Annotated in this window: 20 protein-coding genes and 2 tRNA genes; 11 read left to right on the top strand and 11 right to left on the bottom strand. The window is 63.5% G+C overall.

Features of this window, described 5'->3' with window-relative positions; genetic code table 11:
* Positions 1-3: 3 nt before the first annotated feature.
* The 3 genes from PG897_RS08275 to PG897_RS08265 are packed head-to-tail and all read right to left on the bottom strand — an operon-like array spanning position 4 to position 3,421.
* The gene (locus PG897_RS08275; protein ID WP_024942832.1) at positions 4-2,154 is read right to left on the bottom strand and encodes an FAD-dependent oxidoreductase; all 2,151 of its coding nucleotides are present in this window, start codon (positions 2,152-2,154) and stop codon (positions 4-6) included.
* Positions 2,154-2,735: a carboxymuconolactone decarboxylase family protein gene (locus PG897_RS08270; RefSeq protein ID WP_017786574.1), complete on the bottom strand. Its 582-nt coding sequence runs from the start codon at positions 2,733-2,735 to the stop codon at positions 2,154-2,156. The genes PG897_RS08275 and PG897_RS08270 overlap by 1 nt, the downstream gene beginning before the upstream one ends.
* Positions 2,736-2,746: 11 nt before the next feature.
* Positions 2,747-3,421: a DUF1499 domain-containing protein gene (locus tag PG897_RS08265; protein WP_024942831.1), complete on the bottom strand. Its 675-nt coding sequence runs from the start codon at positions 3,419-3,421 to the stop codon at positions 2,747-2,749.
* 51 nt (positions 3,422-3,472) lie between these two features.
* On the opposite strand from PG897_RS08265, the gene PG897_RS08260 reads away from it, so the two are divergent.
* On the top strand, positions 3,473-4,033 hold the full coding sequence (locus tag PG897_RS08260) for a peptide-methionine (S)-S-oxide reductase (RefSeq protein ID WP_201880912.1): 561 nt from the start codon (positions 3,473-3,475) through the stop codon (positions 4,031-4,033).
* Positions 4,034-4,047: 14 nt separating this feature from the next.
* Here PG897_RS08260 and PG897_RS08255 read toward each other — a convergent pair whose 3' ends face one another.
* Together PG897_RS08255 and PG897_RS08250 are read right to left on the bottom strand one after the other, a co-directional pair.
* Positions 4,048-4,326, bottom strand: a complete 279-nt coding sequence (locus tag PG897_RS08255; protein ID WP_024942829.1) for a peptidylprolyl isomerase — start codon at positions 4,324-4,326, stop codon at positions 4,048-4,050.
* An 81-nt stretch (positions 4,327-4,407) separates the two neighbouring features.
* Complete coding sequence (locus PG897_RS08250; RefSeq protein ID WP_010634464.1) at positions 4,408-4,782, bottom strand: hypothetical protein; 375 nt, start codon at positions 4,780-4,782, stop codon at positions 4,408-4,410.
* A gap of 579 nt (positions 4,783-5,361) precedes the next feature.
* Here PG897_RS08250 and tamA point away from each other — a divergent pair.
* Both tamA and tamB read left to right on the top strand, forming a co-directional pair.
* Complete coding sequence (gene tamA, locus PG897_RS08245; RefSeq protein WP_024942828.1) at positions 5,362-7,137, top strand: autotransporter assembly complex protein TamA; 1,776 nt, start codon at positions 5,362-5,364, stop codon at positions 7,135-7,137.
* 79 nt (positions 7,138-7,216) lie between these two features.
* Positions 7,217-10,984, top strand: a complete 3,768-nt coding sequence (gene tamB / locus PG897_RS08240) for an autotransporter assembly complex protein TamB (protein WP_270828860.1) — start codon at positions 7,217-7,219, stop codon at positions 10,982-10,984.
* A 128-nt stretch (positions 10,985-11,112) separates the two neighbouring features.
* Here the strand turns inward: tamB and PG897_RS08235 are convergent.
* Together PG897_RS08235 and PG897_RS08230 are read right to left on the bottom strand one after the other, a co-directional pair.
* Positions 11,113-11,197 (bottom strand) — tRNA-Tyr (locus PG897_RS08235).
* Between the two features lie 52 nt (positions 11,198-11,249).
* Positions 11,250-11,334, bottom strand: a tRNA-Tyr gene (locus tag PG897_RS08230).
* Between the two features lie 125 nt (positions 11,335-11,459).
* Here PG897_RS08230 and PG897_RS08225 point away from each other — a divergent pair.
* Positions 11,460-11,969 (top strand): VC2046/SO_2500 family protein, encoded by a 510-nt coding sequence (locus tag PG897_RS08225; protein WP_024942826.1) that lies wholly within the window; start codon positions 11,460-11,462, stop codon positions 11,967-11,969.
* A 77-nt stretch (positions 11,970-12,046) separates the two neighbouring features.
* On the opposite strand, the gene hpf is transcribed toward PG897_RS08225, so the two are convergent.
* The gene (gene hpf, locus PG897_RS08220) at positions 12,047-12,385 is read right to left on the bottom strand and encodes a ribosome hibernation-promoting factor, HPF/YfiA family (RefSeq protein ID WP_010634460.1); all 339 of its coding nucleotides are present in this window, start codon (positions 12,383-12,385) and stop codon (positions 12,047-12,049) included.
* A gap of 370 nt (positions 12,386-12,755) precedes the next feature.
* On the opposite strand from hpf, the gene PG897_RS08215 reads away from it, so the two are divergent.
* The 5 genes from PG897_RS08215 to yciA all read left to right on the top strand — a co-directional run bounded on the left by PG897_RS08215 (position 12,756) and on the right by yciA (position 20,070).
* Positions 12,756-15,248 carry a putative bifunctional diguanylate cyclase/phosphodiesterase gene (locus PG897_RS08215; RefSeq protein ID WP_024942825.1) on the top strand — a complete coding sequence of 831 codons (2,493 nt, stop codon included), beginning with the start codon at positions 12,756-12,758 and terminating at the stop codon, positions 15,246-15,248.
* 109 nt (positions 15,249-15,357) lie between these two features.
* Positions 15,358-17,274, top strand: a complete 1,917-nt coding sequence (locus PG897_RS08210) for a transglycosylase SLT domain-containing protein (protein WP_024942824.1) — start codon at positions 15,358-15,360, stop codon at positions 17,272-17,274.
* A 179-nt stretch (positions 17,275-17,453) separates the two neighbouring features.
* Positions 17,454-18,452, top strand: a complete 999-nt coding sequence (locus tag PG897_RS08205) for a LacI family DNA-binding transcriptional regulator (RefSeq protein ID WP_005299251.1) — start codon at positions 17,454-17,456, stop codon at positions 18,450-18,452.
* Between the two features lie 258 nt (positions 18,453-18,710).
* A complete protein-coding gene (locus PG897_RS08200) occupies positions 18,711-19,523 on the top strand; it encodes an NAD-dependent epimerase/dehydratase family protein (RefSeq protein WP_024942823.1) in 813 nt (270 codons plus the stop codon).
* A 148-nt stretch (positions 19,524-19,671) separates the two neighbouring features.
* Positions 19,672-20,070: an acyl-CoA thioester hydrolase YciA gene (gene yciA / locus PG897_RS08195; RefSeq protein WP_024942822.1), complete on the top strand. Its 399-nt coding sequence runs from the start codon at positions 19,672-19,674 to the stop codon at positions 20,068-20,070.
* A 6-nt stretch (positions 20,071-20,076) separates the two neighbouring features.
* Here the strand turns inward: yciA and PG897_RS08190 are convergent, their stop codons facing one another.
* Positions 20,077-20,301 (bottom strand): hypothetical protein, encoded by a 225-nt coding sequence (locus tag PG897_RS08190; protein WP_005299261.1) that lies wholly within the window; start codon positions 20,299-20,301, stop codon positions 20,077-20,079.
* A 111-nt stretch (positions 20,302-20,412) separates the two neighbouring features.
* Here PG897_RS08190 and PG897_RS08185 point away from each other — a divergent pair, with 111 nt between their 5' ends.
* Entirely contained in the window at positions 20,413-21,258 is an 846-nt protein-coding gene (locus PG897_RS08185) for an endonuclease/exonuclease/phosphatase family protein (RefSeq protein ID WP_010634455.1), read from the top strand.
* Between the two features lie 87 nt (positions 21,259-21,345).
* Here the strand turns inward: PG897_RS08185 and PG897_RS08180 are convergent, their stop codons facing one another.
* Together PG897_RS08180 and gloB are read right to left on the bottom strand one after the other, a co-directional pair.
* The gene (locus tag PG897_RS08180) at positions 21,346-22,893 is read right to left on the bottom strand and encodes a lytic transglycosylase (protein ID WP_017779259.1); all 1,548 of its coding nucleotides are present in this window, start codon (positions 22,891-22,893) and stop codon (positions 21,346-21,348) included.
* 70 nt (positions 22,894-22,963) lie between these two features.
* Positions 22,964-23,728 (bottom strand): hydroxyacylglutathione hydrolase, encoded by a 765-nt coding sequence (gene gloB, locus PG897_RS08175; RefSeq protein WP_024942821.1) that lies wholly within the window; start codon positions 23,726-23,728, stop codon positions 22,964-22,966.
* Between the two features lie 71 nt (positions 23,729-23,799).
* Here gloB and PG897_RS08170 point away from each other — a divergent pair, with 71 nt between their 5' ends.
* Positions 23,800-24,522 (top strand): methyltransferase domain-containing protein, encoded by a 723-nt coding sequence (locus PG897_RS08170; protein ID WP_005299274.1) that lies wholly within the window; start codon positions 23,800-23,802, stop codon positions 24,520-24,522.
* The last annotated feature ends 32 nt before the right edge of the window (positions 24,523-24,554 follow it).

The raw sequence follows: 24,554 nt of genomic DNA, 5'->3' as shown, positions 1-24,554 counted from the left end.
TGGTCAGGCGCCGCGGCGCCAGCGGTGATAACGGGTCAGCAGCGCCAGCAGGGTGGCGGGCTGACGGGCCCGGCGCCACTCGCCCGCCAGGTACTTGTTCCCCTCCATCAGGGTGGGGTAGGCGTGGATGGTGGCGAGGATCTTGCCAAGGCCGAGGCGGTGGCGCATGGCGAGCACGAACTCGGCGATCCGCTCGCCGGCGTGAGTGCCCACTATGCTGGCACCCAGGATCTGATCCTTGCCCGGCACGGTGAGCACCTCGATAAAGCCCTGGCGCTCGCCGTCGGCGATGGCCCTGTCCAGCTCGGCCAGCTCGAAGCGGGTCAGCTCGAAGGGGATGCCCTGCGCCCTGGCCTCTTTCTGGTTGAGGCCGACCCGGGCGATTTCGGGGGTGGTGTAGATGGCGGCCGGCATGACCCGATAGTCGGCCCGAAAGCGCTTGAACGGGCTGAACAGGGCATTGATTGCGGCATACCAGCCCTGATGGGCGGCGGCATGGGTGAGCTGGTAAGGACCCGCTACGTCCCCCACCGCCAGAATGCTGGGGTAGTTGGTGGCGAGGAAGCCATCGACCGCCACAGTGCCGCGCGGGGTCAGCGCCACCCCCAGTTCTTCGAGCCCGAAGCCGCTGACGTTGGCCACCCGGCCCAGCGCCAGCAGCAGCTGATCCCCTGCAACGGTTTGCGTCTCGTCGCCCCGCCGCAGTTGCAGCCGGATGGGGAGATCCGCGGCCGCTGGCAGATAGTCGGCTCGCTCGGCGCGCCAGCCGGTGAGTACCCGCACGCCATCGCGGGCCAGCTGCTCCGCCAGCAGTTCGGCCACCTCCCGCTCTTCACGGGGCAGCAGCTGATCCGAGAGTTCTACCAGGGTGACGGGCACCCCAAGCAGGGCGAAGCTCTGGGCCAGCTCGCAGCCGATGGGGCCGCCGCCCAGCACCAGCAGCTGGCGTGGCGCGCTGCGCAGTTGCCAGAGGGTGTCGGAGGTGAGCCAAGGCACCTGATCCAGCCCCGGCAGCTCGGGCACCAGCGGCCGGGCGCCGGTGGCGAGCACGATATGGCGGCTGGCAAGGCGCTGACCGTTCACCTCCACCTCCCAGGGAGAGACCAGCCTTGCCTCCCCCTGGATACACTCCACCCCCAGCCCCTGATAGCGCTCGATGGAGTCGTGGGGTTCAACCTCCGTGATGACGCGGGCGACCCGTTCCATCACGGCGGCGAAATCGGCGCTGGTCTGGCTTGGGCCAAAGCCCAGTTCACTGGCCCGGCGCTGCTCGGCGGCAAAGCGGGCGCTTCGGATCAGCGCCTTGGAGGGGACGCAGCCGCTGTTGAGGCAATCGCCCCCCATCTTGTGCTTCTCGATGAGGGCCACCTTGGCCTTCACCGCCGCGGCGATATAGCTGGTGACCAGACCGCCGGCCCCGGCGCCAATCACCAGCAGGTTGTAGTCATAGTGCGTCGGCTTGCGGTAGGGGGCGTGCAGCCGATGCAGGGCGAGGCGCCGCTGCAGCCCCTTGAGCAGCATCGGCATCAGCCCGAGCAGGGTCAGCGCCACCATCAGGCCGGGGGAGAGGATATTGCCGGTGCTGGTGAGGTTGGCGAGCTCGCTGCCCGCCAGCACGTAGACGAAGGTGCCGGGCAGCATGCCGAGCTGGCTCACCCAGTAGTAGGTGCTGACTCTGATGGGGGTGAGCCCCATCAGCAGGTTGACCAGAAAGAAGGGGAAGATGGGGATGAGGCGCAGGCTCAGCAGATAAAGCGCTCCTTCCTGCTTCATGCCGGCCTGCAAGCTGGCCAGCTTGTCGCCAAAGCGCCGCTCGACCCAGTCGCGCAGCAAAAAGCGGGCGCTGAGAAAGGCCAGGGTCGCGCCAATGCTGCTGGCAAAGGAGACCAGCAAGAGCCCCCAGGCAACGCCGAACACGGCGCTGCCAGCCAAGGTGAGCAGGCTGGCGCCAGGCAGGGAGAGGGCGGTGCTCACCACATAGACGACGACGAACAGCAGGGCGGCGGCGCCAAAATGGCGCTCGACCAGGGCGGCCAGCTCGGCCTGACGGGCCTGCAGCTGGGGCAGGCTCAGGTAGTGGCCCAGGTCGAAGGCGAAGAAGGCGCCGATGAGGCAGCCCATGACCAGCACCAGCAGCAGGCGGGAGCCTCTCATCAGGCGTCCTTGCTGTTCGGCTGGGCCGGGCGCTCGGGTTGCACCGGCAGCTGGCAGAAGCCCTGCGGGGCGATATCGAGGGCGGCGTTGAACTTGGCCGACATGTTCTGGAAGGCGATGAGGCCGGTCAGCTCCACCATGGCGTCGTCATCGAACCAGGGCTTGAGGCGGGCGGCCTGCTCGTCGCTGACCCCATCGAGGCCCGTCATCGCCTCTGTGTAGTCGAGTACGGCTTTTTCTCGCTCATCGAACAGCGGGCTTTCGCGCCAGTTGGCGAGCGCCTCCACCTTCTCGCTGGAGCCGGCTCTTTTTACCAGGGTCATGGCGTTGATGTCGACGCAAAAGCGGCACCAGTTGAGCTGGGAGACCCGCACCGTTACCAGGGAGCGCAGCACGGGGTCGATGGGGGAGCGCTTGCGGTTGATGACGCCATAGAGGGTGGCGACGGCGGCAAACAGGCGCGGCGAGCGGCCCCAGCACTTGCCCGGAATGAGCACCTGGCCGTAGTTGCGTTTTTGCAGCCAGAAAAAGGGGCGGATGAACCAAGCATATTCCCGATCGGGCTTGACCTCGACGCGCATGGATGACCTTCTTATTGCTTCAAATTGGGTTTGTAGGCCTGACCCAGCCGCTCGTTGAGGCGGATCAGAAACTCCTCTATACGGGCCCGGTTGGTGCCCAAGTCGCTGCGTCCCTGGCGGGAGGCGGAGCGCATGTCGATGCGGGTTTCGCTGGGCCCGGCAAAGACCCGCAGCGCCACGTCATCCTGAAAACCGAACCAGCCGGTGGTGACCACCGCCTCGAGCCCTTGTGGGCTTGGTCGCACCCGCCAGCCGAGCTGCTCCATCAGGGCGTGGGCCTCGGTGATCACCTCGGCCGGGGGGGCGCTGGTAAAGAGAGGACCGGGTTTCCCCTCAAATGCTTTCAAAGGAGCCGGATTAATGGGCAGATCCTGCGCCGTTCTGAGTTCGGCTGCCCAGCGCAGCTGGGGCGGGTTGCTGGGATCCGTGCTCACGTCGTTGACCAGCGGCGTGCGCAGCGCCTGCACCACGAAGGCCAGGGGCAACAGCAGGGGGACGGCGCCCCAGCCGTTGGCGCAGCGGCTGCGAGACCAGGGCAGGCGAACCAGCAAGACGAGGGAGACGAGGGTCCCGAGCAGGCAGAGGGCGAATCCCAGCCACCAGGGCCAGAGGTGAACACGGCTGCCGAGGGCGCCGGCGAGCGGCAGCAACCAGGCCAGCAGTGGCCACCACAAATAACTGGGCATAACGGGGATCCCCTGGTTATGATGAACAAGTGCCCAGAAGGATAAACTTAATTGACTGATAACGTTAGTAAATTTATCTCAATCCTGTTGCTTTTCCCAAGCGTTCCGCTGTGGGCGGACAGCGCCGTGCTGGCGGCGGGGGACATGTGGCGCGCCGAGGCCGTCTACGAGACCCTGCCCGGGGTCAGCCGGGTGGAGCCGGGCTATGTGATTCAGCGGGTGACGACGGGGTCGAGCTGGCGGGAAGTGCCACCGCAGCGCCAGGCGGTGCGCATCGACTATGACCCGGTCAAGGTGGGGTATGGGGATCTGCTCAACGTCTTCTGGCAGCTGGTGGATGGGAACGATGGCGACGGCCAGTATTGCAACCGGGGGCTGGCATTTGCGCCGGCCCTGCTGCCGAAGGATGACTATCAGTGGCGCTTGGCCCAGGTGAGCCTGACACGCTGGCAGGCCCTGCACGGGCGGCCGAGCCGGGTTGCGCTCTGGCCGCAGAGCCGGTTCACCCCGGCGCCGGAGATGGAGGACTGGGCGGCGCGCCACCCCTGGCGTTTCGGCTTCTATGCCCGCCGCTGCGGCGGCTGGCCGGTGGAGCTGAACCCAGAACCCTGAACCGGGCCCTGAACTCAGCTGCGGTAGAGCACCTTGATAAGGTGGAAGCCGAACTTGGTGCGCACCGGGCCGAGCACCGTCAGCAGCTCGCCCTTGAACACGGCATCGTCAAACGACTTGACCATGTCCCCTTTCGAAAACTCCCCCAGATCGCCGAAGCGCTTGCTGGAGGCGCAGGTAGAGAAGCGCTTGGCCATCTGGCCGAAGTCGGCTCCCTTGGCAATCTTCTCCTTGATCTCCAGACACTCTTTCTCGGTCTTGACCAGGATGTGCTGGGCACAGGCTTTTTTCATCGGGGTGCTCCTCGGTAGCGGGCAAATCGGGGGCGCAAAGAGTACTCCAATTCCTGCCGCGCGTCAGCCGTCATCGGCATATCAGCTACGGGCGCGGGCCCCGAGCCGGGTTCTGGGGCGCGCCTGCCAGAGGATCTCCAGCCCAAGCAGGGCATGCAGGCTCCAGATGGCCAGCGGATTGAGCCAGTTGCCCCCCAGTTGCAGGGTCGCCAGGGCGCTGCCCGCCAGCAGCAAGGTGATGCCCGGCAGGCGCCAGTGGGTCGGCAGCGGTGCCAGCATGGCCATGCCCAGCAGGATGGCGAGCCCGAACGGCAGGTTCAGCGCGGTGAAGGCCAGCGCCTGCTGGCCGTTCATGCCGGTCAGCAGGGCCAGCAGGGCGCTGCAACAGGCGAGAAAGGTGATGAATTCGAGTCTATCGGCGATGTAGTCCGCCATCTGTTCGCTGCGTGCGTGCATGCTGTGTCTCCTCTGGTGGGGCAGGGGTCTGATCCAATGGCTCCAGTGTGGGCGAGAAGTGAGCAGGGGGGCAGCGGGATAAATCGATTGGGTTGAACGAGGCTTTGATTGTGTGACGGCAACTGTTTGATCCGGCAAGATAAAATCCGCAGTCCCGCGGAGGGGGGAGTGAGATGGCCGAGTACCGGCCCAGTGTCGGCCAGGGGCCTGGCTGTGCCGCTTGGGGAGGGGGCGTCGCTGCTATCTTGACCCGTTGCCGACAGTTGGTGTCGCGCCCATCGGGAAATCGGGGAGATTGCGCCGTCGGGCCGGATTGGCCGGCAGGGGCCATCTGGCCAGGCCCTGAGGGTCATGGATTGCCCTTTTGGGCCCATAGTGGCATAAGTCTGCGGGGGAATGCCTGAAAAATGGGCGGCCCGCGCGGGCAAAGGCTTCAATAATATGGCGAAATTCGCGGTCAACCCGCTCTGATGTCGAGCCGGGGATATGCTAGGATGAGGCGCGCTTGCGATCGAGTGAGCCTCATATTCGTTCTGAATATCGCATTATTTTAATCATGTTCTTCGGGGAAATTGACGTTTGACAGGATGCAATCCGCCCCTGCCTGCAGGGATCTCACCGCCCGCACGGGCTTTTCGTCGTGGGCTTCGCGCGCTGGGACTGAGCCTCTGTCTGCTGCTGTTCGTCACGCCCGCCATGGCGGCCAAACTCACCTATCAGATCAAGGGATTGAAAGGGGAGAACAAGGACAACGTCGAGGCCTACCTCAATGCTCTGCCGGTCTATCAGGAGCGCCAGTACCGTCCGGCCCGCCCCAAGATCACCGAGAGCGTGCAAAAGGCGCTGCAGGTCTATGGCTACTACCAGCCCAAGATCACCCTGAGCCGGGACAAGAAAACCCCCTCTAAAGTGATCATTGAGGTGGATCCCGGCAAGCCGGTCATGATCTCCCGCCTCGACATCCTGCTGGAAGGGGATGCCGGCAGCGACGAGCTCTACAGCGAGCTGTTGGACAAGCTGCCCCTGAAAGAGGGGGATCCCCTCAACCACGGCAAATACGAATCCATCAAGGCGGATCTGGGCAGCCTGGGGCTGGCCCGCGGCTACTTCGACGCCAAGATCAGCAAGAGCCAGGTCAAGGTGTTCCCGGATCAGGGCACCGCCGAGATCTACATCCTGTTTCGCTCCGGCCCGCGTTACCACTTCGGCGAGATCCGCTACGACGCAACGCCGGAGGCGCTGCGCCTCATCCGTCCCCTCATCAACATCAAGAGCGGCGACCCCTATCTGGCGATCCGGCTGGCGGAGATGTCGCAGGATGTCTCCTCCACCAAGCTGTTCAAGCAGGTGGACATCAAGCCCCTCATCAGCCAGGCCGAGCATAACCGGGTGCCGGTGCAGGTGACTCTCTCCAACCGGGTCGATCACGAGATTGAAACGGGTATCGGCTATGCCACCGACGTGGGGCCGCGCATGAGTGCCACCTGGGAGAAGCCCTGGGTCAACCGCTACGGCCACCGGCTCAACGCCACCGCCAAGGTATCCCAGCCCGAGGCGGAGCTCAGCTTCGACTATCAGATCCCGGTGGGCAACCCGCTGCGGGACTACTACTCGCTGCAGGCCGGCTATCAGTACAAGGACAACAACGATACCCGCTCCGATCTGACCACCTTCAGCGTGCACCGCTGGAAGCGGCGGCCGGAGAGCTGGGACCGGGACGTGTTCATCCGGCTGGAAAACGAGGTCTATACCCAGGGTGCTGACGAGGGCAACAGCTTGCTGTTGATCCCCGGCGTCTCCTGGTCGCGGCTGCGGGTGCGCGGCGGTCTGGTGCCCGACTGGGGCGATCGCCAGCAGCTCACCCTGGAGTTCTCCGACCCCTACTGGGGCTCCGACATCAGCTTTGTGCGGGTGTGGGGGCGCAGCAAGTGGCTGCGCACCCTGGGGGAGGATCACCGCTTCCTGCTGCGGGCCGAACAGGGGGCCATCATAGGGGACAGCTTCTCGCTGGTGCCGCCCTCCCTGCGCTTCTTTACCGGTGGTGACCAGACGGTGCGGGGCTACGGCTACGAGACCATCTCGCCGCGGGGCAGCGACGGCAAGCTGCTGGGGGGCCGCTACGTGAGCGTCGCCAGCGCCGAGTACAACTACCGCTTCAGCGACAAGTGGCTGGGAGCCCTGTTCGTCGACAGCGGTACCGCCACGGTCGACTACAGTGAGGCCTGGAAGATAGGCACCGGGGTCGGTGTGCGCTGGGTGACCCCCATCGGCCAGGTCAGGCTCGATCTGGCGGTGGGCATTTCCGAAGATGAGAAGCCGCTGCGGCTCCACTTCGCGCTGGGGCCTGAACTATGATCCGGCCCTGCTCCACCTCTCTTCTCTTATGTTCTTCTGACCGGCCGCTGCGGCTGCATCTTTCGCGGGGGTCTGCATTGTGATCTGGGTAAAACGTATCTTTCTGTGGCTGATGGGGCTCATCTTCCTGCTGCTCATCGGCGTCAGCCTGCTGGGCTTCACCCATCAGGGCAACAAGTGGCTGTGGCAGCAGGCTAGGGCTGCTCTTCCCTCCCTCAAGGGGGAGCTGGTGGCGGGCCAGCTCGGCTACGGCTGGACCCTGGAAGGGGTCGGCTGGCAGGACGAGCTGGTGGACGTCACGGTGGATCGCGCCGTGCTGGACTGGGATCTGGGCAAGCTGCTGCAGGGCAAGCTCTGGATCAAATCCCTTAACGTTACCCACCCGGTGGTCAAGGTGGCCGACTCGGAGCCGGCCCCGGAAGAGCCGTCGGAACCCTTCGTCTGGCACCCGCTGCCGCTGAAAATCCAGGTCGACAGTCTGACGGTGGCGGATCTCGATGTGACAGTGCCTGGGGTGGGAGTGAGCCTCAAGTCCCTCGACATCGGCGCCACCCTCAGCCGCAAGGGGCTGATCGTGCAGGGGCCGGTGCTGGACGGCCTCAAGGTGACCCTGGCCGAGACTGCCAAACCGGCTGGCGTCAAGGCGGCCCCCAACCCGCAAAACGTGGCCAAGGCTGCCGGCAACGGGAACAAAGCGGCAAATGCGGGCAAGGCGCAACCGCCCAAGCCGGCGGAGCCTATCGCGCTGCCCGCCATCCGGCTGCCTTTCCCCATCCAGCTGGAAGGCTTGCAGGTCACGGCGTTTCGCTATCAGCAAGGTGAATTGATTGAAGGGCTCGACAAGCTGCTGCTGTCGGCCAGCGCCGAGGGGAGCGACATCGCGCTGCGCGAGCTCTCCTTGCGCCACGCCATGGCGGATCTGGCGCTCAAGGGCAAGATCCAGCTCAAAGAGGATTACCCGCTCGCCCTGACCCTGGATGCCAAGGCCCGCAAGGGGCTGCTGGATGGCGAACTGCAGGGGCAACAGGCCAGCCTGACCCTCGGCGGTTCGGTGGGCAAGCTAGCACTGGCGCTGCAGGCCAAGGGGCCGGTAGCCGCCAACCTCAAGGGCTCTCTGGCTGCCCTCGACCCCGACTTGCCGTTTGATGCGGGGCTGGAGTGGAAGAGCCTGGGCTGGCCGCTGCACAAGCCTGCCAAAGACGAGCCCAGCTACCGGCTGGAGAAGGGTACGCTGAGCGCCAAGGGCAAGCTCTCCGGCTACCAGTTTGCCTTGAATACCGCCGGCAAGGGCACGGACGTGCCCCCCTTCAAGCTGGCGCTGACCGGCAAGGGGGATCTGACGCAGCTGAACCAGATAAACCTGCTGCTCAACGCCCTCAAGGGGGAGCTCAAGCTGGACGGCAAGCTCGCTTGGGACAAGGGGGTACGCTGGCAGGGCACCACGGAGTTCAAGGGGATCAACCCGGCCGAGCTGGTGCCCGATCTCAAGGGGGCGCTGGCGGGCAAGATTGTCAGCCGCTTCGAGCTCGATGAGGCAGGTCACTGGCAACTGCAACTGCCCGAGCTGAAGGTGGACGGCAAGCTCAACCAGTATCCGCTGGCCATCAAGGGCAGCGCGAGCGGCAACGACAAGATGGAGTGGACCATCCAGGCGCTGGCGCTGCAAAGCGGCCCCAACCAGCTGCAGGCCAAGGGCAGCCTGAGCCAGCAGGCGTGGAAGCTGGATGCGGATCTCGACGCCCCCAACCTGGCCGGGCTCTACCCCGGGCTCAAGGGGGACATCAAGGGGCAGGTGCGGCTGACCGGCAATCAGCAGGCGCCGCGGGTTACCACAGATCTGGCCGCCAGCCGCCTCTATTATGCCGGCACCGATCTGAAGGGGATCGCCATCAAGGGCAATGCCCTGGTCGGCGACAAGCCGGCAGGGGAGGTGGCCCTGACGGTGGCCAGCCTGGTGCAGGGGACGACCAGCCTCAGCCAGCTGGCGCTCAACCTGAGCGGCGATCTCAACCAGCACGCCCTGTCGCTCACCATGAAGGGCGACCCGGTGGCGGCCAACCTCAAGCTGAGCGGCGGCCTGCGCGGGGATCGCTGGCGCGGCGCCCTCGGCGAGCTCAAGTTGAAGACGCCGCTGCGGCGCTGGGAGCTGAGCGCACCCTGGGATCTGGATGTGGATCTGCCGCGGCAGCGGCTGACCATGGGGGATCTCTGCCTCGGCTCCCAAGGGGCCAGCCTCTGCGTCAAGGGCAGTCAGGTATCGGCCCAGCAGGGCAGCCTGGAGTTTGCCCTCAACCAGTTCGACCTCAAGCGCCTGCGGCCCTGGCTGCCGGACAACTTCCGCTGGCAGGCGGTGCTCTCCGCCGACGGGCGGGCCAGCTGGCGCGGCAATCAGCCGACCCTGCACGCCACCGTGCGCACCACGCCGGGCACCTTCGTGGCCGACGAACTCAAGACCGACTATCAGCGCCTCGAGCTCGGGGTGGACTTCGAGCGCCAGCAGGCGGCCATCCGGCTCGACTTTGCCTCCGGGCAGATCGGCAACATCGATACCAAGCTCTATATCCGGGAGCCATCCGGTCGCGGCAATCTCTCCGGCCAGCTCAAGTTTGACGACCTCAAGCTGACCACCTTCGCCCCGCTCATCCCCGAGGTGCGCTCACTGCAAGGGGTCATCTCGGCCGATGCCCGCTTCGATGGCACTCTGGCCTCGCCGCTGCTGTTTGGTCAGCTCAATCTGCTGGATGGGGAAGTACAGACCCACTCCGACATGGTGACCCTCTCCAAGCTGGTGACCCGCCTCAAGATTGAAGGCAACCGGGCCGAGCTGGACGGCACCATGCTGGTGGGCAAGGGCCCGCTGGCGCTGGGGGGCTGGCTGAGCTGGGCGCAGCTGCCAGTTACCGGTAGCCTCACCATCGAAGGCAAGGAGCTGGAGGCCCAGTATCCTGGCATGGGCCGGGTGCGGGTCTCCCCGGACATCGCCATCTCGCTGGGAGAGGAGACCCGGATCACCGGCCAGGTGGATATCCCCTGGGCGCGGATCCTGGTCAAGAGTCTGCCCGAGAGCGCGGTGGCGGTGTCGGATGACGTGACCGTGGTCTACGACGATCTGCCGCCGGTGCCCAAGGCCGCGCCGCTGCCGATGGAGATCAAGCTGGCCATCCGGCTGGGTGATGACGTGCGGCTGGAGGCGATGGGACTCAAGACCAAGGTGGGGGGCAGCATCAACATTCGCCAGGATCCCTCGCGGCCGCTGGCGGGCAATGGTCAGCTGGTGCTCAACGATGGGCGCTTCAAGGCCTATGGCCAGAACCTCATCATCAAGGATGGCCGCATCCTCTTCTCCGGCCCCCTCGATCAGCCCTACCTCAACATAGAGGCGTATCGGGATCCCGATACCATAGAGGACAAGGTGACGGTGGGGGTGCGGGTGACCGGGCCGGCCAGCAAGCCCAAGATCACCGTCTACTCGGAGCCGCAGATGGCCCAGTCCGAGCAGCTCTCCTACTTGCTGCGCGGCAAGGGGCTGCAGACCAGCGGCGAGGATGGCGGTTTCAACGGCCTGCTGGTGGCGGGCGCAGTCAGCCAGGCCAACGGCGTGGTCTCCAGTCTGGGGGAATCCCTCGGCATGAGCGACGTGGCCCTCGACACCGCCGGCAGTGGTGAGAACACCCAGGTGACCCTGTCGGCCTACCTGCTGCCTGGACTGCAGTTCCAGTACGGGGTCGGGGTGTTCAGCCCCATCGCCGAGTTCAAGCTGCGCTACGAACTGATGCCAAGGCTCTATCTGCAGGCCATGAGCGGGGTGGCCCAGGCGGTGGATATCTTCTATCGCTTCACCCTGTAACGGGCGGCAAGAGACAAAAACGGGAGGCGCAGGCCTCCCGTTTTTATGGGGGCGTTGAAGGTGCCGATGAATGTGGTGGGACGCTGAAAAGCGAAAACCCGGCGCGAGGCCGGGTTTTCTTGAATAGATGGTGGAGGGAGAAGGATTCGAACCTTCGAAGGCAGAGCCGTCAGATTTACAGTCTGATCCCTTTGGCCGCTCGGGAACCCCTCCACGGGGCATTGCTGATTTTGCATCACAACCTGGGGCGTGACGGCACTTGAAATGGTGGAGGGAGAAGGATTCGAACCTTCGAAGGCAGAGCCGTCAGATTTACAGTCTGATCCCTTTGGCCACTCGGGAACCCCTCCACAAGTGCGAGGCGCATACTAACAGATCTTCTGCGGTTGTGAACCCCTCGGCGGGATTTTTCCTGCTCAAAGGATCGGATTTACGGCCGATAAAGGATGAAACCACCGTTTCCAAGAGTTATCCCATGCTACCCAGCGCAGTTCGTGAGCAATGGCTGGTGGACGAAGCCCAGCTCGGGCAACGTCTCAACCAGGATCTCCAGCACGGAGACAGGGCGGACTTTCGTCTGCATCTGGCCCTGCTGACCGATGCGGTGGAAGAGCAGCCCTGGTTTGATCCCAGGCAGCCAGCAAAGGCAGAGAGTCGGGTCTGGCGCAGCCGCTTTGAGCTGCCAGCGGCTACCCCATTGCAGGGGAGCGAGGATGATGCCGAGGCAAGCGTGCTCAACGAACGGCTGCAGCAGGGGGGCTCCATGGTGGATGTGCGGCTCTGGCTGGCGCTGCGTTCGCCGCCGCTGCTCGGTACCCCGCCTGCGCTGGAGCCCGCCGTCTATGACAACCTCTCGCCGCTTGGGCGCGAACGCTGGCGAGGCAAGCTGGCGGATCAGCCCAGACGCGAGGATCCCTTGCTGATGCTGCCCGTGCTAGATGCGCTCAAGGAGGGGGTGGATGCCGGCCTGCACTGGCTCAGCTGAGGGTGTGCCCAAGGCGTCAGGCAGCAAAAAGGCGGGGAGACCCCGCCTTTTGTGTGATGGATGTGTCGTGCCTTGGATCAGGCGTCGGCTTCGTCCGGCAGCGGGACTTCCTTGCCGGCCGCAGCGGCGCGACGGGCGATGGGTTTCTCGGTGTGGCGGTTGATCTGACGCTCCAGTTTTTGCCCCAGTTCGGTGATGGCGGCGTACAAGTCCTCATGTTCTGCCTGGGCAAACAGTTTGCCGTTGGGGATGCCAGCAGTGGCTTCAACGATAAACATCAGACGCTCTTTGGAGACAATCACATGGGGTGTGATAAGAGGCACCTGAAGACGTTCGAGCTTGTCAAAGCGGGATTCAATGCGCTCGCGGATAGCCGGGGTGATCTCGATGATTTTGCTGGTAATTTCGATTTTCATATTGGCCCCCTTCGGGTCGTATTGCTTGTGTCTTCACCTTCAGATTACTCATGGCTGAACATTAAAATGTGATCTGCATCACTAAATGGCGTCTTGCTGCGAAGGGGAGGGGGAAATTGTGATCTTTTCCCGTTCTGCACCAAAAAGCACTTGAGCTCGACGAAACAGGCAGGCAGTATGGGGAAACTTGGATCGTTTCTGTCCCTTCGTGGCAGCGCCGCATGTCGACCTCATGTCCGGTTTTCACCGCTTAGTCTCGCATCTTTCGCACTTCCCCCCGCACCGCCCTTGCCGACGTGCGCGCTGAGAATGTGGGCGCTATCGAGTCGTCAGGGACTTGAACGTGGTTGTTGTGGTGTTGGAGTAGTACATGAAACAGCAAGCCACTCAGATGATGTGGTTTTATGATCGGCAACATGCCCAGTGGAGCCTGTCCGATCATGCCTCCTACCAGCTCTGGCAAGGGGAGGGGCCTCACCCCTGGTTCGGGCAACTGGCGGCAGATGACGAGGCCGGCTTTGCCGACTTTCTCGCCAGACTCTATCACTCCCAGCAACCGGCCCAGTTCATCGGCCACCTCGGCGACGAGAACGGCGAGGTGCGTCACGTGCTCTGGAGCGGCCAGTACGTACCGGCCCAGCAGATGTGCTGTGGCTGGATTGCGCCGCTCGACACCACCCGCAGCACCCAGTTGCCTGCCGATCTCTCCCAGCAACTGCCACTGCTGCAAGACCCTCTGCTGACCCAGCTGGCCCAGGCGCTCTCCGCCCGTACCGGGCTCGATTTCTTCAATACCCTGGTCAGCCAGCTTGCCCACATTCTGGTGGCGGATGCGGTCTGGCTGGCGGAGCGCACCGGCAGCGAGCGGCTCAAGGTGCTGGCCTGTCACGGCATCGACCTCAAGGAGTACGAGCTGGCGGGCATGCCGTGCCAGCAGGTCTATCAGCGCGGCGAGACCTGCATTCTGCCGCTCACCGCCGAGCATCTGCACTGCGCCGGCTTCAAGGCAGGGCAGGGCTACTACGGCCTGCCCCTGTGCGATCGCAACGGCCAGCTGCTGGGGCACCTGGCGCTGCTCTTCTCCGATCAGAGCGCGATCCCCAATCTGGGCTCGGTGCTGACCACCTTCTCCATGCGCATGGTGGCGGAGCTGGAGCGGCTGCAGAGCGATGCCCAGCTGCGCCTCTCGGCGGTGGCCTTCGAAACCCACGAAGGGATCATCATCACCGACCCCGACTTCAAGATCCTGCGGGTCAACCACGCCTTCAGCCAGATCACCGGCTTTGACAGCCAGCGGGTGATCGGTTTGCACCTTGGAAACGATCTCTGGTGCGGGCTGGGGGGGCTTGGCTACGAGCTCGGCAGCCTGAGCCGCTGGCAGGGGGAGACCCAGCGCCTGCACGCGGATGGCTATCCCTATCCTCAGTGGGAAATCGTCACCCCGGTGCAGGATGACAGGGGGGCGATCAGCCACTTCGTCATCTGCTTCGAGGATATTTCCGAGCGCAAGGAGGCGGAGCGCCGCATTCAGGATCTCGCCTACTACGACGAGTTGACCGGCCTGCCCAACCGCCGCCAACTGCACGAGACCCTGGCCCACGCCTTTGGCGAGGCGAGCCGCGACTATCTGATCGGCGCCCTGCTGTTCATCGATCTCGACCACTTCAAGACCATCAACGACTCCCTCGGCCACGCCACCGGCGACTGGCTGCTCAAGGAGGTGGCCAGCCGGCTCAAGCGGCTGGTACGCCAGGGGGATTGTCTGGCGCGCCTTGGTGGCGACGAGTTCGTACTGTTGCTGCCCTCCCTCTCGGCCAGTCCCCCCCAGGCGGAGATGCAGGCCGACCTTATCGCAGAGCGGCTCATCAGCGAGATTGCAGCCCCCTACAACCACGCCGGTCAGGTGCTGCACATCGGCGCCAGCGTCGGCATCACCCTCTTCCCCGGCCGGGAGCAGGGGGTGGACGATCTGCTCAAGCAGGCGGACACCGCCATGTATCAGGCCAAGTCGGCCGGTCGCAAGACCCGGCGCTTCTTCGACGCCTCCATGCAGCTGCAGGCGGATCGCCGGCTGCTCATCCACAACGAGCTGCGCAGCGCCCTCAACCAGCAGGAGCTGACCCTCTACTACCAGCCCCAGCACATGGTGGAGGGGGGAGACATCATCGGCGTCGAGGCGCTGATCCGCTGGCAGCCGCCCGGTCGGGCGCTGGTGTCGCCTGCCGAGTTCATCCCCATCGCCGAGGAGACGGACCTTATCGTCGACATCGGCAACTGGGTACTGTACGAGGCCTGCGCCCAGTACGTACGCTGGGAGGAGAATGGCATCCACATCCCGCAGCTGTCGGTCAACGTCAGTGCCAAGCAGTTTCACGCCGCCGATTTTGTCGACCGGATCCACGACGTGCTGGCCTCCACCGGCATGGATCCCGCCAGCCTGAATCTGGAGATCACCGAATCCGTGGTGCTGGGCCACGCAGAAGACACCATCAGCAAGATGAGCGAGCTCAAGGCGCTCGGCATCAGCTTTGCCATCGACGATTTTGGCGCCGGTTACTCCTCCCTGAGCTACCTCAAGCGGCTGCCGGCGGACGAGCTCAAGATCGACCGCTCCTTCATCCAGGACATACCACGCGATGGCGACAACATGGCCATCGTCGAGGCGGTGATCGCCATGGCGCGTCACATGGGATTCAACGTGACGGCGGAGGGGGTGGAGTCGCGCCAGCAGCTGGAGTTTCTGCAGGCCCAGGGCTGCCACTTCTACCAGGGCTACCTGGCCTCCAAGCCACTGCCGGTGACCTACCTGGAGCGCTACGTGCGGCGCCTCGCCCGCAGTGAAAGCCTCGCCAGCGGCGAGTAAAAATAGTCTCGCCGGCGAGCTGTAGCCCCCGAGGTTAACGGGTAGAATGAGGGAATATGACACCACCGCCAACGGGCGGTGGCATTGCCTCTCAATGGAGACGTCTCTCGTGAAAGCCGTGCAGGGAATCATTTTATCGGCGCTGTGCGTGCCGGGGCTGCTGACGCAGGTGGCGGCGCAGACCCTGGAACAATCTCTCTATCGCCAGGCTTATGACGCGGTGCGGGCCGACGATCAGGCCCGTTTTCAGCAAATTCGTGCCCGTTTGACCCATTATCCGCTGCTGCCCTATCTCGACTACTACCAGCTGGCCTTCCGGCCCGGGGCCGCGGACTATGGCGACGTGACCCGCTTCATCCGCGAGCACGGCGATACCCCCCAGTCCAACCGGCTGGAGCGCAGCTACCTCACCTATCTGGCCCAGAGCCAGCAGTGGTCCCAGTTCCTGCGCTTCTACCCGGCCAAGCCGAACTCCACCGATCTGCTCTGCATGCACTATCAGGCGCGCTACTACACCGGTCAGCAGAGCCAGGCGCTGCAGGAGGCGGGCAAGCTCTGGCTGAGCGGGCAGTCCCGTCCCGATGCCTGCGATCCCCTGTTCCAGCTCTGGCAGCAGGCGGGCTTGCGCACCCAGGAGAAGATCTGGACCCGCATGACCTTGGCCTTCGAGGCGGAGAACCCTAATCTCATCCGCCACCTCGGCGCCCAGCTCGGTAGCGGCATGAAGGCCTATGGGGATCAGATGATCACCCTGTTCGAGCAGCCCGCCAAGGCGATGAACACGACCTATTTCACTAACGCAGCCCCTTCCCGGAAGTTGCTGCTGCTGGGACTGGCCCGCTATGCCAACCAGCAGCCGGAGGCGGTGTTGGGGCAGCTCGGCTATCTGCGCTCGCGTTTTGCACTGAGCGCGGCCGAGCTCAAACCGGTGGAACGGGCGGTGGCCAGACGGCTGCTGCTGGATCGCTCCACCGCCCAGCGCAGCTGGCTGGATGCAACGGTAGTGCGCCAGGCCGACCCGGATCTGCTGGAGCTGCGGGCTAGGCTCGCTATCTGGGAGCAGGACTGGAAAGGGCTCTCCGGTTGGGTCAAGCGCATGCCCATGGGCCTGCAGAAGGAAGATCGCTGGCGCTACTGGCTGGCGCGCTCGCTGGAAGTGCAGGGCCAGCAGAAGCCGGCGCGGGATCTCTATCTGGAGACCGCCAATCTGCGCGGCTTCTACGGCTTCATGGCGGCGCAGCGCACCGGCGTGCCCTATCGGATGAAGAACCAGAGCGTGGCGCACAAGGTGCCGGACTGGCGCACCGCCAGTCGCCGCTGGCCCTTCCTGCTGCGGGTGCGCGAGTTGCTCGACATGAACGAGATCACGGCGGCGCGGGCGGAGTGGATCCACAACATGGATCGCAACCCGGTGGCCCAGCGCCTCGAGTTTGGTCACATCGCCCTCAATCAGGGCTGGCACGAGTTGGCCATTCTGGCCAGCATCCGGGCCGAGGCCTGGGATGCCCTCGACTTGCGCTTCCCGCTGCCGCTCAAGCACACCTTCTCCCAGATGGCGCAGGAGCGAACCATGAACACCAGTCTGCTCTACGCCATCTCCCGCCAGGAGAGCGCCCTCTACCCGCTGGCGCAGTCGCCGGTGGGGGCGAGAGGGCTGATGCAGCTGATGCCGACTACCGCCAAGGAGACGGCCAGCAAGCTGGGGGTGCCCTATCGCAACGAGCAGCAGCTGTTTGATCCCGCCATGAACATCCGCCTTGGCAGCGCCTATCTCAAGCGGCTGCTGGATGTGTATGACGGCAACCGGATCCTGGCGGCGGCGGCCTACAACGCCGGCCCCGGCCGGGTCAAACGCTGGCGCGATCAGAGTGCGGACAAGCCGATGGATGTCTGGGTCGAGAGCATTCCCTACAAGGAGACGCGCAACTATGTGCAGAACGTGCTGTCGTTCGACCTCATCTATCAGCACAAGCTGCAGCAGCCACTGCGCTTCATGTCCGAGCGCGAGCTGAGTCACGCTTATTGAGACGGCTGCCGCCCTGGCGGCAGCCGGATTCCCATTCCTTCCCCAAAATGGTTATTATCCCATAAGGTTTTGTTACAAAAGGAAACCTGCCAGGTGATCGGGCGCCCTCTCTTGGTCTGGCAGGTTCGTTATAATCGCCCGTTCAACACAGACAGGCTTCCCCAACAAAGGAATTGATAGTGGCAACGATTAAAGACGTTTCCCGGTTGGCTAATGTGTCCATTTCAACTGTGTCGCGAGTCATCAACAACACGGCGCAGGTGGCACCAGAAAAGCGTGAGGCCGTATTGGCGGCCATGAAGGAACTGAATTTTCGTCCCAACAGTTTTGCTCAGGCGCTGGTCAGCAAGCGCTCCAACTGCATCGGCGTGCTGGTGGGGGATCTGTGTGGTGGCCCCTTCTTCGCCCAGATGATGCGCGGCATCGAGAGCGTGGTGGACAAGGCGGACAAGTTCACCATCGTCATGTCCGGCAATCACGACGAGGTGCGCGAGCGTCACGCCATCCAGGCGCTGCTGCAGCGCCAGTGCGATGCGCTGATCCTGCACAGCAAGGCGTTGCCCGACGAGGAGCTGAGCGAGCTGGTGGCGGGTAGCACCCCAGTGGTCTTCATCAACCGCCAGGTGCCGGGCGCCGAAGATCGCTGCGTCTGGCTGGACAACCAGGCCGGCATCACCACCGCCTGCCAGCACTTGCTGGATGCAGGTCATCGCAAGATTGCCTTCGTCACCTCGGACGATGAAGAGTTCGTCGATGGCCAGCAACGGATGGCCGGGTATCACCACGCCCTGCAGCGGGCCGGCATCGCTCTTGATCCTGCCCTCATCGGCCGCGCCTTTGCCGACGAGAACGGTGGCTACGTGGCGATGGGCGAGCTGCTGGATCGGGGGGTTGAGTTTACCGCCGTGCTCGGCTTCAACGACGCCATGGTGGCGGGGGCCATCTCTTGCCTGCTGGAGCGCGGTTACAAGATCCCGCAGCAGATTTCGGTGGTGGGCTTCGATGACATTCCCTATGCCCGCTACATCTATCCCAAGCTCACCACGGTGCGTTACCCCATCGAGGAGATGGGCGGCCGGGCCGCCGAGCTGGCGCTGAGCCTGCTGGATCACAAGCCGGCCGAGGGGCTGGAGCTCAAGTTCGAGGCCGAGTTGGTGAGACGGGAATCCGTCGCCTGAGTGGTCGACATTGGCCCTGAACGGGCCAATGTCGCTCCCGAATTTTGCAGAAAAATTGAAAGCGTTTTCAGAAATCCTTTTCAACTGTGATCCGCTTCAAAGCTTTTTGGACTGCCTGCCACTAGCATAGGCCCCACGAATTAGGAGCCTACGCTCCCGATTTTCCCGCTGTGGGAGGTAACTGGTTAATCCAGCTATTTCCTTCGTTACTTTCGACGGTCATCATGGATGGCCGTTTTTTTTTGCCAGGATTTTGTCATGACAACAGAGCGTGAATACCAGACCGGGATCGTGGGGGCAGGCTGGCTGGGACTGCCGCTGGCCCGGGCGCTGCAGGCCGAGGGCCGCCAGGTGGCGGTGACGGTCAGCTCGGCCGAAAAAGCCGCGCAGCTGACAGCAGAGGGGGTGAAGGCCTGGCCGCTGCAACTGGGCTCCGGGCTGGCGGTCCTGCCGTTTCGCTGCCGCGAGCTGGTGATCTGCGTGCCGCCGAGCAAGGTCGAGGATTATCCGACCGCCATCGCGCGGGTGGCTGAATTGGCTAAGGGGGCCGGCGTGCAGCGGTTGCTGTTCGTGAGCGCCACCTCGGTCTGGGCGCCGGGGCAGGGGGAGGATGAACACCCCATGCCTGCCCACGAGCGCGGAATGCGGATGCTGGCCGCCGAGCAGGCGGCGATGGGGGCCGGCATTGCATGCTCCATGGTGCTGCGCCCGGCCGGGCTCTACGGGCCAGAGCGCCATCCCGGCCGTTTCCTGGCGGGCAAGACCCTGGAGGGGGGCGGCCAGGCGGTGAACCTGGTGCATCTGGATGATGTGGTGGCCGCCTGCCTGCTGCTGCTGAAACAGGGCAAGGATGGGGATGCCTACAACCTGAGTGCGCCAGTGCACCCGCGCCGGGAGCAGTTCTATCCCTTTGCCGCGCGCCAGCTGGGCCTGCCGGCCCCGATCTTCATCGAGCCGGTCGGCCGGTTTGCTCCCGTCGAGGGGCTGCGCATCTGCGAGCAGCGCGGGTTTGTCTACCGCTGGCCCGATCCGGCGCACTGGTTTGCCGAGCTGGCAGCTCGGGGGCACTGAGCATACTACCCGGTGCTATGTGTGAGTATGGCGGTGGGGCACAGGCGGCTCCGCTCCTTGGTCGGGCCTGCCGTTTGACGGGCAATTGAGGTTTGCCAAGGGGGAGCTCGCCCCCTATCATGCCGCCATCCATATAGAGAGAGCGGTAATGATGGTAGATACAAGACGTCACCCCGATGGGGAACTGTTGTTGAGAACCCTGGCAATGCCAGCCGATACCAACCCCAATGGCGATATCTTCGGGGGCTGGATCATGTCCCAGATGGATATAGGTGGGGGCATCATGGCCAAGGAGCTGGCAAAAGGACGTATTTGTACCGTATCCGTCGAGGGCATGACCTTTCACAGCCCGGTCAAGGTGGGAGACGTGGTGTGCTGCTACGGGCGCTGCCTGAAGATTGGTCGCAGTTCCATGCGGCTGAAACTGGAGGTGTGGGTCAAGCCGGTACTGCGTGAAAACGAAGCCCAGCGCTACTGCGTCACCGAGGGGATCTTCACCTATGTCGCCATCGACGAACAGGGAAAATCCCGCCCGGTACCGGTCTGATCCGGGTCAGATAAGCCGGGCATTGATGATGGATATTTCCTGCTCAAACCCGGTTTTTTGCCGTATCATGCGTTCCAGCATCTCTTCCGAGCCGACGCACTGCTGGGTGTCGAACAGGCAGAGATCGCACTGGGGATCCCGTCTGATCTGATAGACGGTGGAAAGCTCCACTTGATGACAATTTCCTTGTTGATCATAAAACGTCACGCGGTACTGGTGCTGTCTCGCCATCGTTGAATTCCTTCTGGATGAGCCGGGCCGGACACGAGTTATGAGCCTAGTCGGCAGCGATGACGTTTGGGATGGTCATGACACAATGCAGAGGCAGGTGGTTGTTAGCCAATGAAAAATAGTTATCGCATTCTGGGTACGTCGCTGCTGACGTTGGGACTGGTCGGCTGTTTCGAGGTGCCGGATCAGGATCACCTGGTCACGGCGCAGGGCATCATTCCCGGCGCCAGCTGCCAGAAGCCGCCGCTGGTGGCGCTGGCCTCCACCGCCTTGCCCCGCGAGTTTGGCATTACCGTCTGGAATCTCTACAAGGGTCAGCGCAAAAACTGGCGCGAGGGACTGGACGAGTATGCCAAGGCCCAGGATCTGGTGCTGTTGCAGGAGTCGGCGACCCGCCCCGAGATGCTGGCGTGGCTCAAGGCCGGTGATTTCCAGTGGCAGCAATTGCAAGCCTTTACTCAGGGCGGCGTCTCCTTCGGCGTGATGACGGTCGCCAAGACTCCGCAGGCGTTCGTGTGCGGCGTGCGCTCCCCCGAGCCGCTGCTGCGCATCCCCAAATCCGGTCTGGTCAGCCTCTACCCGTTGCAGGGGGATCCTGACGGTGTGCTGGTGGTCAACCTGCATGCGGTCAACTTCGAGCTGGGGATGGCGACCTTTCGCGAGCAGATCAACGATCTGACCGCCCTCATTCATCGTCACCAGGGGCCCGTCATTCTGGCCGGGGATTTCAATACCTGGAGCGACAAGCGGGAGTTCTGGCTGAAGCGGCTGGTAAGCGATCTGGGGCTGCAGGAGGCGATCCCGATGCCGGATCTGCGCCGGACCGCGTTTGGCCGGCCGCTCGATCACCTCTATTACCGCAATCTGGATCTGGTGGAAGTGAGCAGCCCGGCGACCGATGCCTCGGATCACAATCCCATCGTGGCCCGTTTCGCGGCCCAGGCCATCACCCCCTAAGCCTGTTGATTGGCCGCTACGGCGGCCTGCTCCAGATAAAAAAATACCCCGCATCAGGCGGGGTATTTTTTATGAAGTGATGAACGATCAGCTGTTGTTCTTCACGAACAGGGTCAGCTCCTGACCCGGCTTGAGATAATCGCTCTTGCCCAGCTGATTCCAGCGCATCACGTCCATCACGGCGACCTGAAAGCGGGCTGCGATGGAGGAGAGGGAATCGCCGCGGCGCACCTGATAGACCATGGACTTGTTGCCACCCTTGCCCTGCTTGGGCCAGACCACCAGCTTCATGCCCGGTTTCAGGGCCGATTTGGCGTTGAGACCGTTCCACTTGGCCAGCTCGTCATGGGTCACCCCGTGTGCCTGGCTGATGCTCCACAGATTGTCGCCGGCCCGTACCTTGTACTGGATCTTGCCGCTGCCACGGCTGGCGAGCTGCTGTGGCTTGCTCTGGACGCTCTGGCTGACCACCGGTTTGCTGCCGCTGGTCGGGATCATCAGGGTCTGACCACGGCGCAGGTTGTTGCTGCGCAGGTTGTTGGCCAGCTTGATCTGCTGCACGCTCACCCCGTGATTCTGGGCGATGCGGGAGAGGGTGTCGCCACTGGTAACCTGATAGGAGCGGGTGCGGATGCGCTCGCTCTGCGGCAGGTCGGCCAGGGCCAGCTCCAGGGTATCGGCATATTCAACCGGTACCAGCAGGCGATAGGGGCCCTTGGGCGAGGTCGACCAGCGGGTCAGCGCCGGATTGACCTCTTTCAGCTGGGCCGGGCGCAGGCCCGCCAGCTGGGCTGCCACGTTCAGATCGATCTGACCTCCCGTGTTGACCACCCGCAGTTGCGGTTTGTTGGCCAGCACCGGCAGGGTGACATTGTACTTGTCCGCATTGCGGATCATGTCAGCCATGGCCAAGATCTTGGGCACGTACATCCGGGTCTCGCGAGGCAGATCGAGCGACCAGTAGTCGGTCGGTCGGCCAGCCTTCTGATTGCGGATGATGGCGTTGCGCACCCGTCCTTCACCGGCATTGTAGGCGGCCAGCGTCTGCAACCAGTCGCCGTCGAAGAAACGGTTCAGGTACTCCAGATAATCCAGCGCGGCATTGGTGGAGGCCAGTACATCGCGGCGGCCGTCGTACCAGTTGTCGTGGCGCAGGCCGAAGTTCTTGCCGGTCGCAGGAACGAACTGCCACAGACCCACCGCATTGCTGCGGGAACGGGCGTGGGGATCGAACATGCTCTCGATCATGGGAATGGTAATAAGCTCCATTGGCAGCTCACGCCGTTCGATTTCCTCTACCATCAGATACAGGTAGGGCTCAGCCCGGCTGGCAATGGTCGCCAGATGCTTATCATTGCGCAACAACCAATCACGCTGCTGGCGGACACGGTCGTTCTCCTGCGGATCAAACTGCATATCATCGCTGATACGCACCCACAGGTTATCGGTGTCATCCAGTTCGTCGATCTGTTCGTCACCGAACAGGAAGCGCGCAGAATGTTTTTTATACGCTTTTTTGTTGACTTGGGGGGACTTGATCGGCTCGATTGCCGTTAGCGCCCGGTCATCCTGATGGCTCAGGTTTTGGCAGCCGCTGAGAAACAGCGCCGCCAATAAGGCCGTTCGTACCTTCATCTCGCTCAGGTCATCTTTGGGAAAAACAGCTCGCATCATAAGGGGCAATGGCCCCCTGATCAAGGTTTGTTCAAAAAACATCCTTCCATTGGCGCAGGATCGTGAAGGTATCTACCGGATTTTCCACGCATTTCAGAGCATGTTTCTCAGCAGAAAATTTCACGGAATCCTGTTCGCAACGCAGAAAAACATTGAAGCGCTTCTCATCCCCCAGCCGTGAGGGGAGACTCGGCAGGCCCTGCTGGCGCAGCTTGCTGATCAGCCCGATCTGTTGCTGGATCGCCTGGTTGTCGGGCTCGACAGCGTGGGCGAAGCGCAGGTTGGAGAGGGTGTACTCGTGGGCACAATAAATGAGGGTGTCATCAGGCAGGGCGGCGAGGCGCTGCAACGATCCGAACATCTGGGCCGGGGTCCCTTCGAACAGGCGGCCGCAGCCGGCACTGAAGAGGGTGTCGCCACAAAACAGCATGCCGTGACCGTGGTAGGCGATGTGACCGTGGGTGTGACCGGGCACGTGGATCACCTCGAGGCTCAGGCCGTGCCAGTTGATCTGATCCCCGTCATCGAGCCACTGGCCGTGGTACGCCGGCATGGGGTCAAGCTTGGGGCCATAGAGGCGGGCATGGGGAAAATGTTCCAGCAACTCACCCACGCCGCCCACATGGTCGTGATGGTGGTGGGTGAGCAGGATGGCATCCAGTTGCAGCTCCAGCACGGCCAGCCGTTCCAGCACGGGAGCGGCCTCGCCCGGATCGACGACCAGGCAGTGATTTTCGTGTCGGATCAACCAGATGTAGTTGTCGTTAAAGGCTGGAACTGTGATCACTGGATACATGAGTCTGCTTCTCTTTATGGAGGGTATCTTATATAACTGGATGGCGTTCGAACCCCAAGTTGAGCCCTATTATGCAGGTGGCACGTACCGAACAACAAATCGAGATCCCGACCAGCTGGTCGGCACTGCCCATGGGGGACTGGGTAGCGGCCGAGATCCAGGAGCGACTCGACAGCTGGTGTCCGCATCTGTTTGGTTATCATCTGCTGAAGGTTGGCGCGCTGAGCGCCGAGCTCTCCTGCGGTTGCTCCTCCATTCGCCACCAGATAGGGGTCGCCCCTGGCGGTCGCCTGCTGGATCTCAAGGGGGATCCGCTGGCCTTGCCGGTACGCACCGGCAGCGTGGATGCCTGCCTGCTGGCCCACTGTCTCGATTTTTCGCCCGACCCGCACCAAGTGCTGCGGGAGGCGGAGCGGGTACTGACCGACGATGGCTGGATCATCGTCAGCGGCTACAATCCGCTCAGTCTGGTCGGCATCGGCCACTGCCTGCCTTTCCTGCGTCAACATCTGCCCTGGTCCGCCCGCATGTTCACCCCGGCACGGGTCACCGACTGGTTGCAGCTGCTCGGCTGCGAGGTGATGTTTGACGAGCGCTTCGGCTATTCGTTCATGGGCAGGCAGAGCCGGATTGGCTGGTGGCGGGAGAGTGTGGGGCGGGATTACTGTCGGCCGTTTGCATCTGTCTACGTGATAGCGGCGCGCAAACGGCGCTTCCCCCTGACACCGGTGCGCCGTCGCTGGCGTCTGCCGGGTTCCATCGCCACGCCGGGGATGGCGCGCCAGGGCGGCTAGTCGTCAGCCGCCGGGCAGGCTTATGTGCCAGC

It is taken from the genome of Aeromonas sp. QDB20, from assembly GCF_027707805.1.
Lineage (GTDB): Bacteria > Pseudomonadota > Gammaproteobacteria > Enterobacterales > Aeromonadaceae > Aeromonas > Aeromonas dhakensis.
This window is presented reverse-complemented; position numbering and strand designations above follow the sequence as displayed.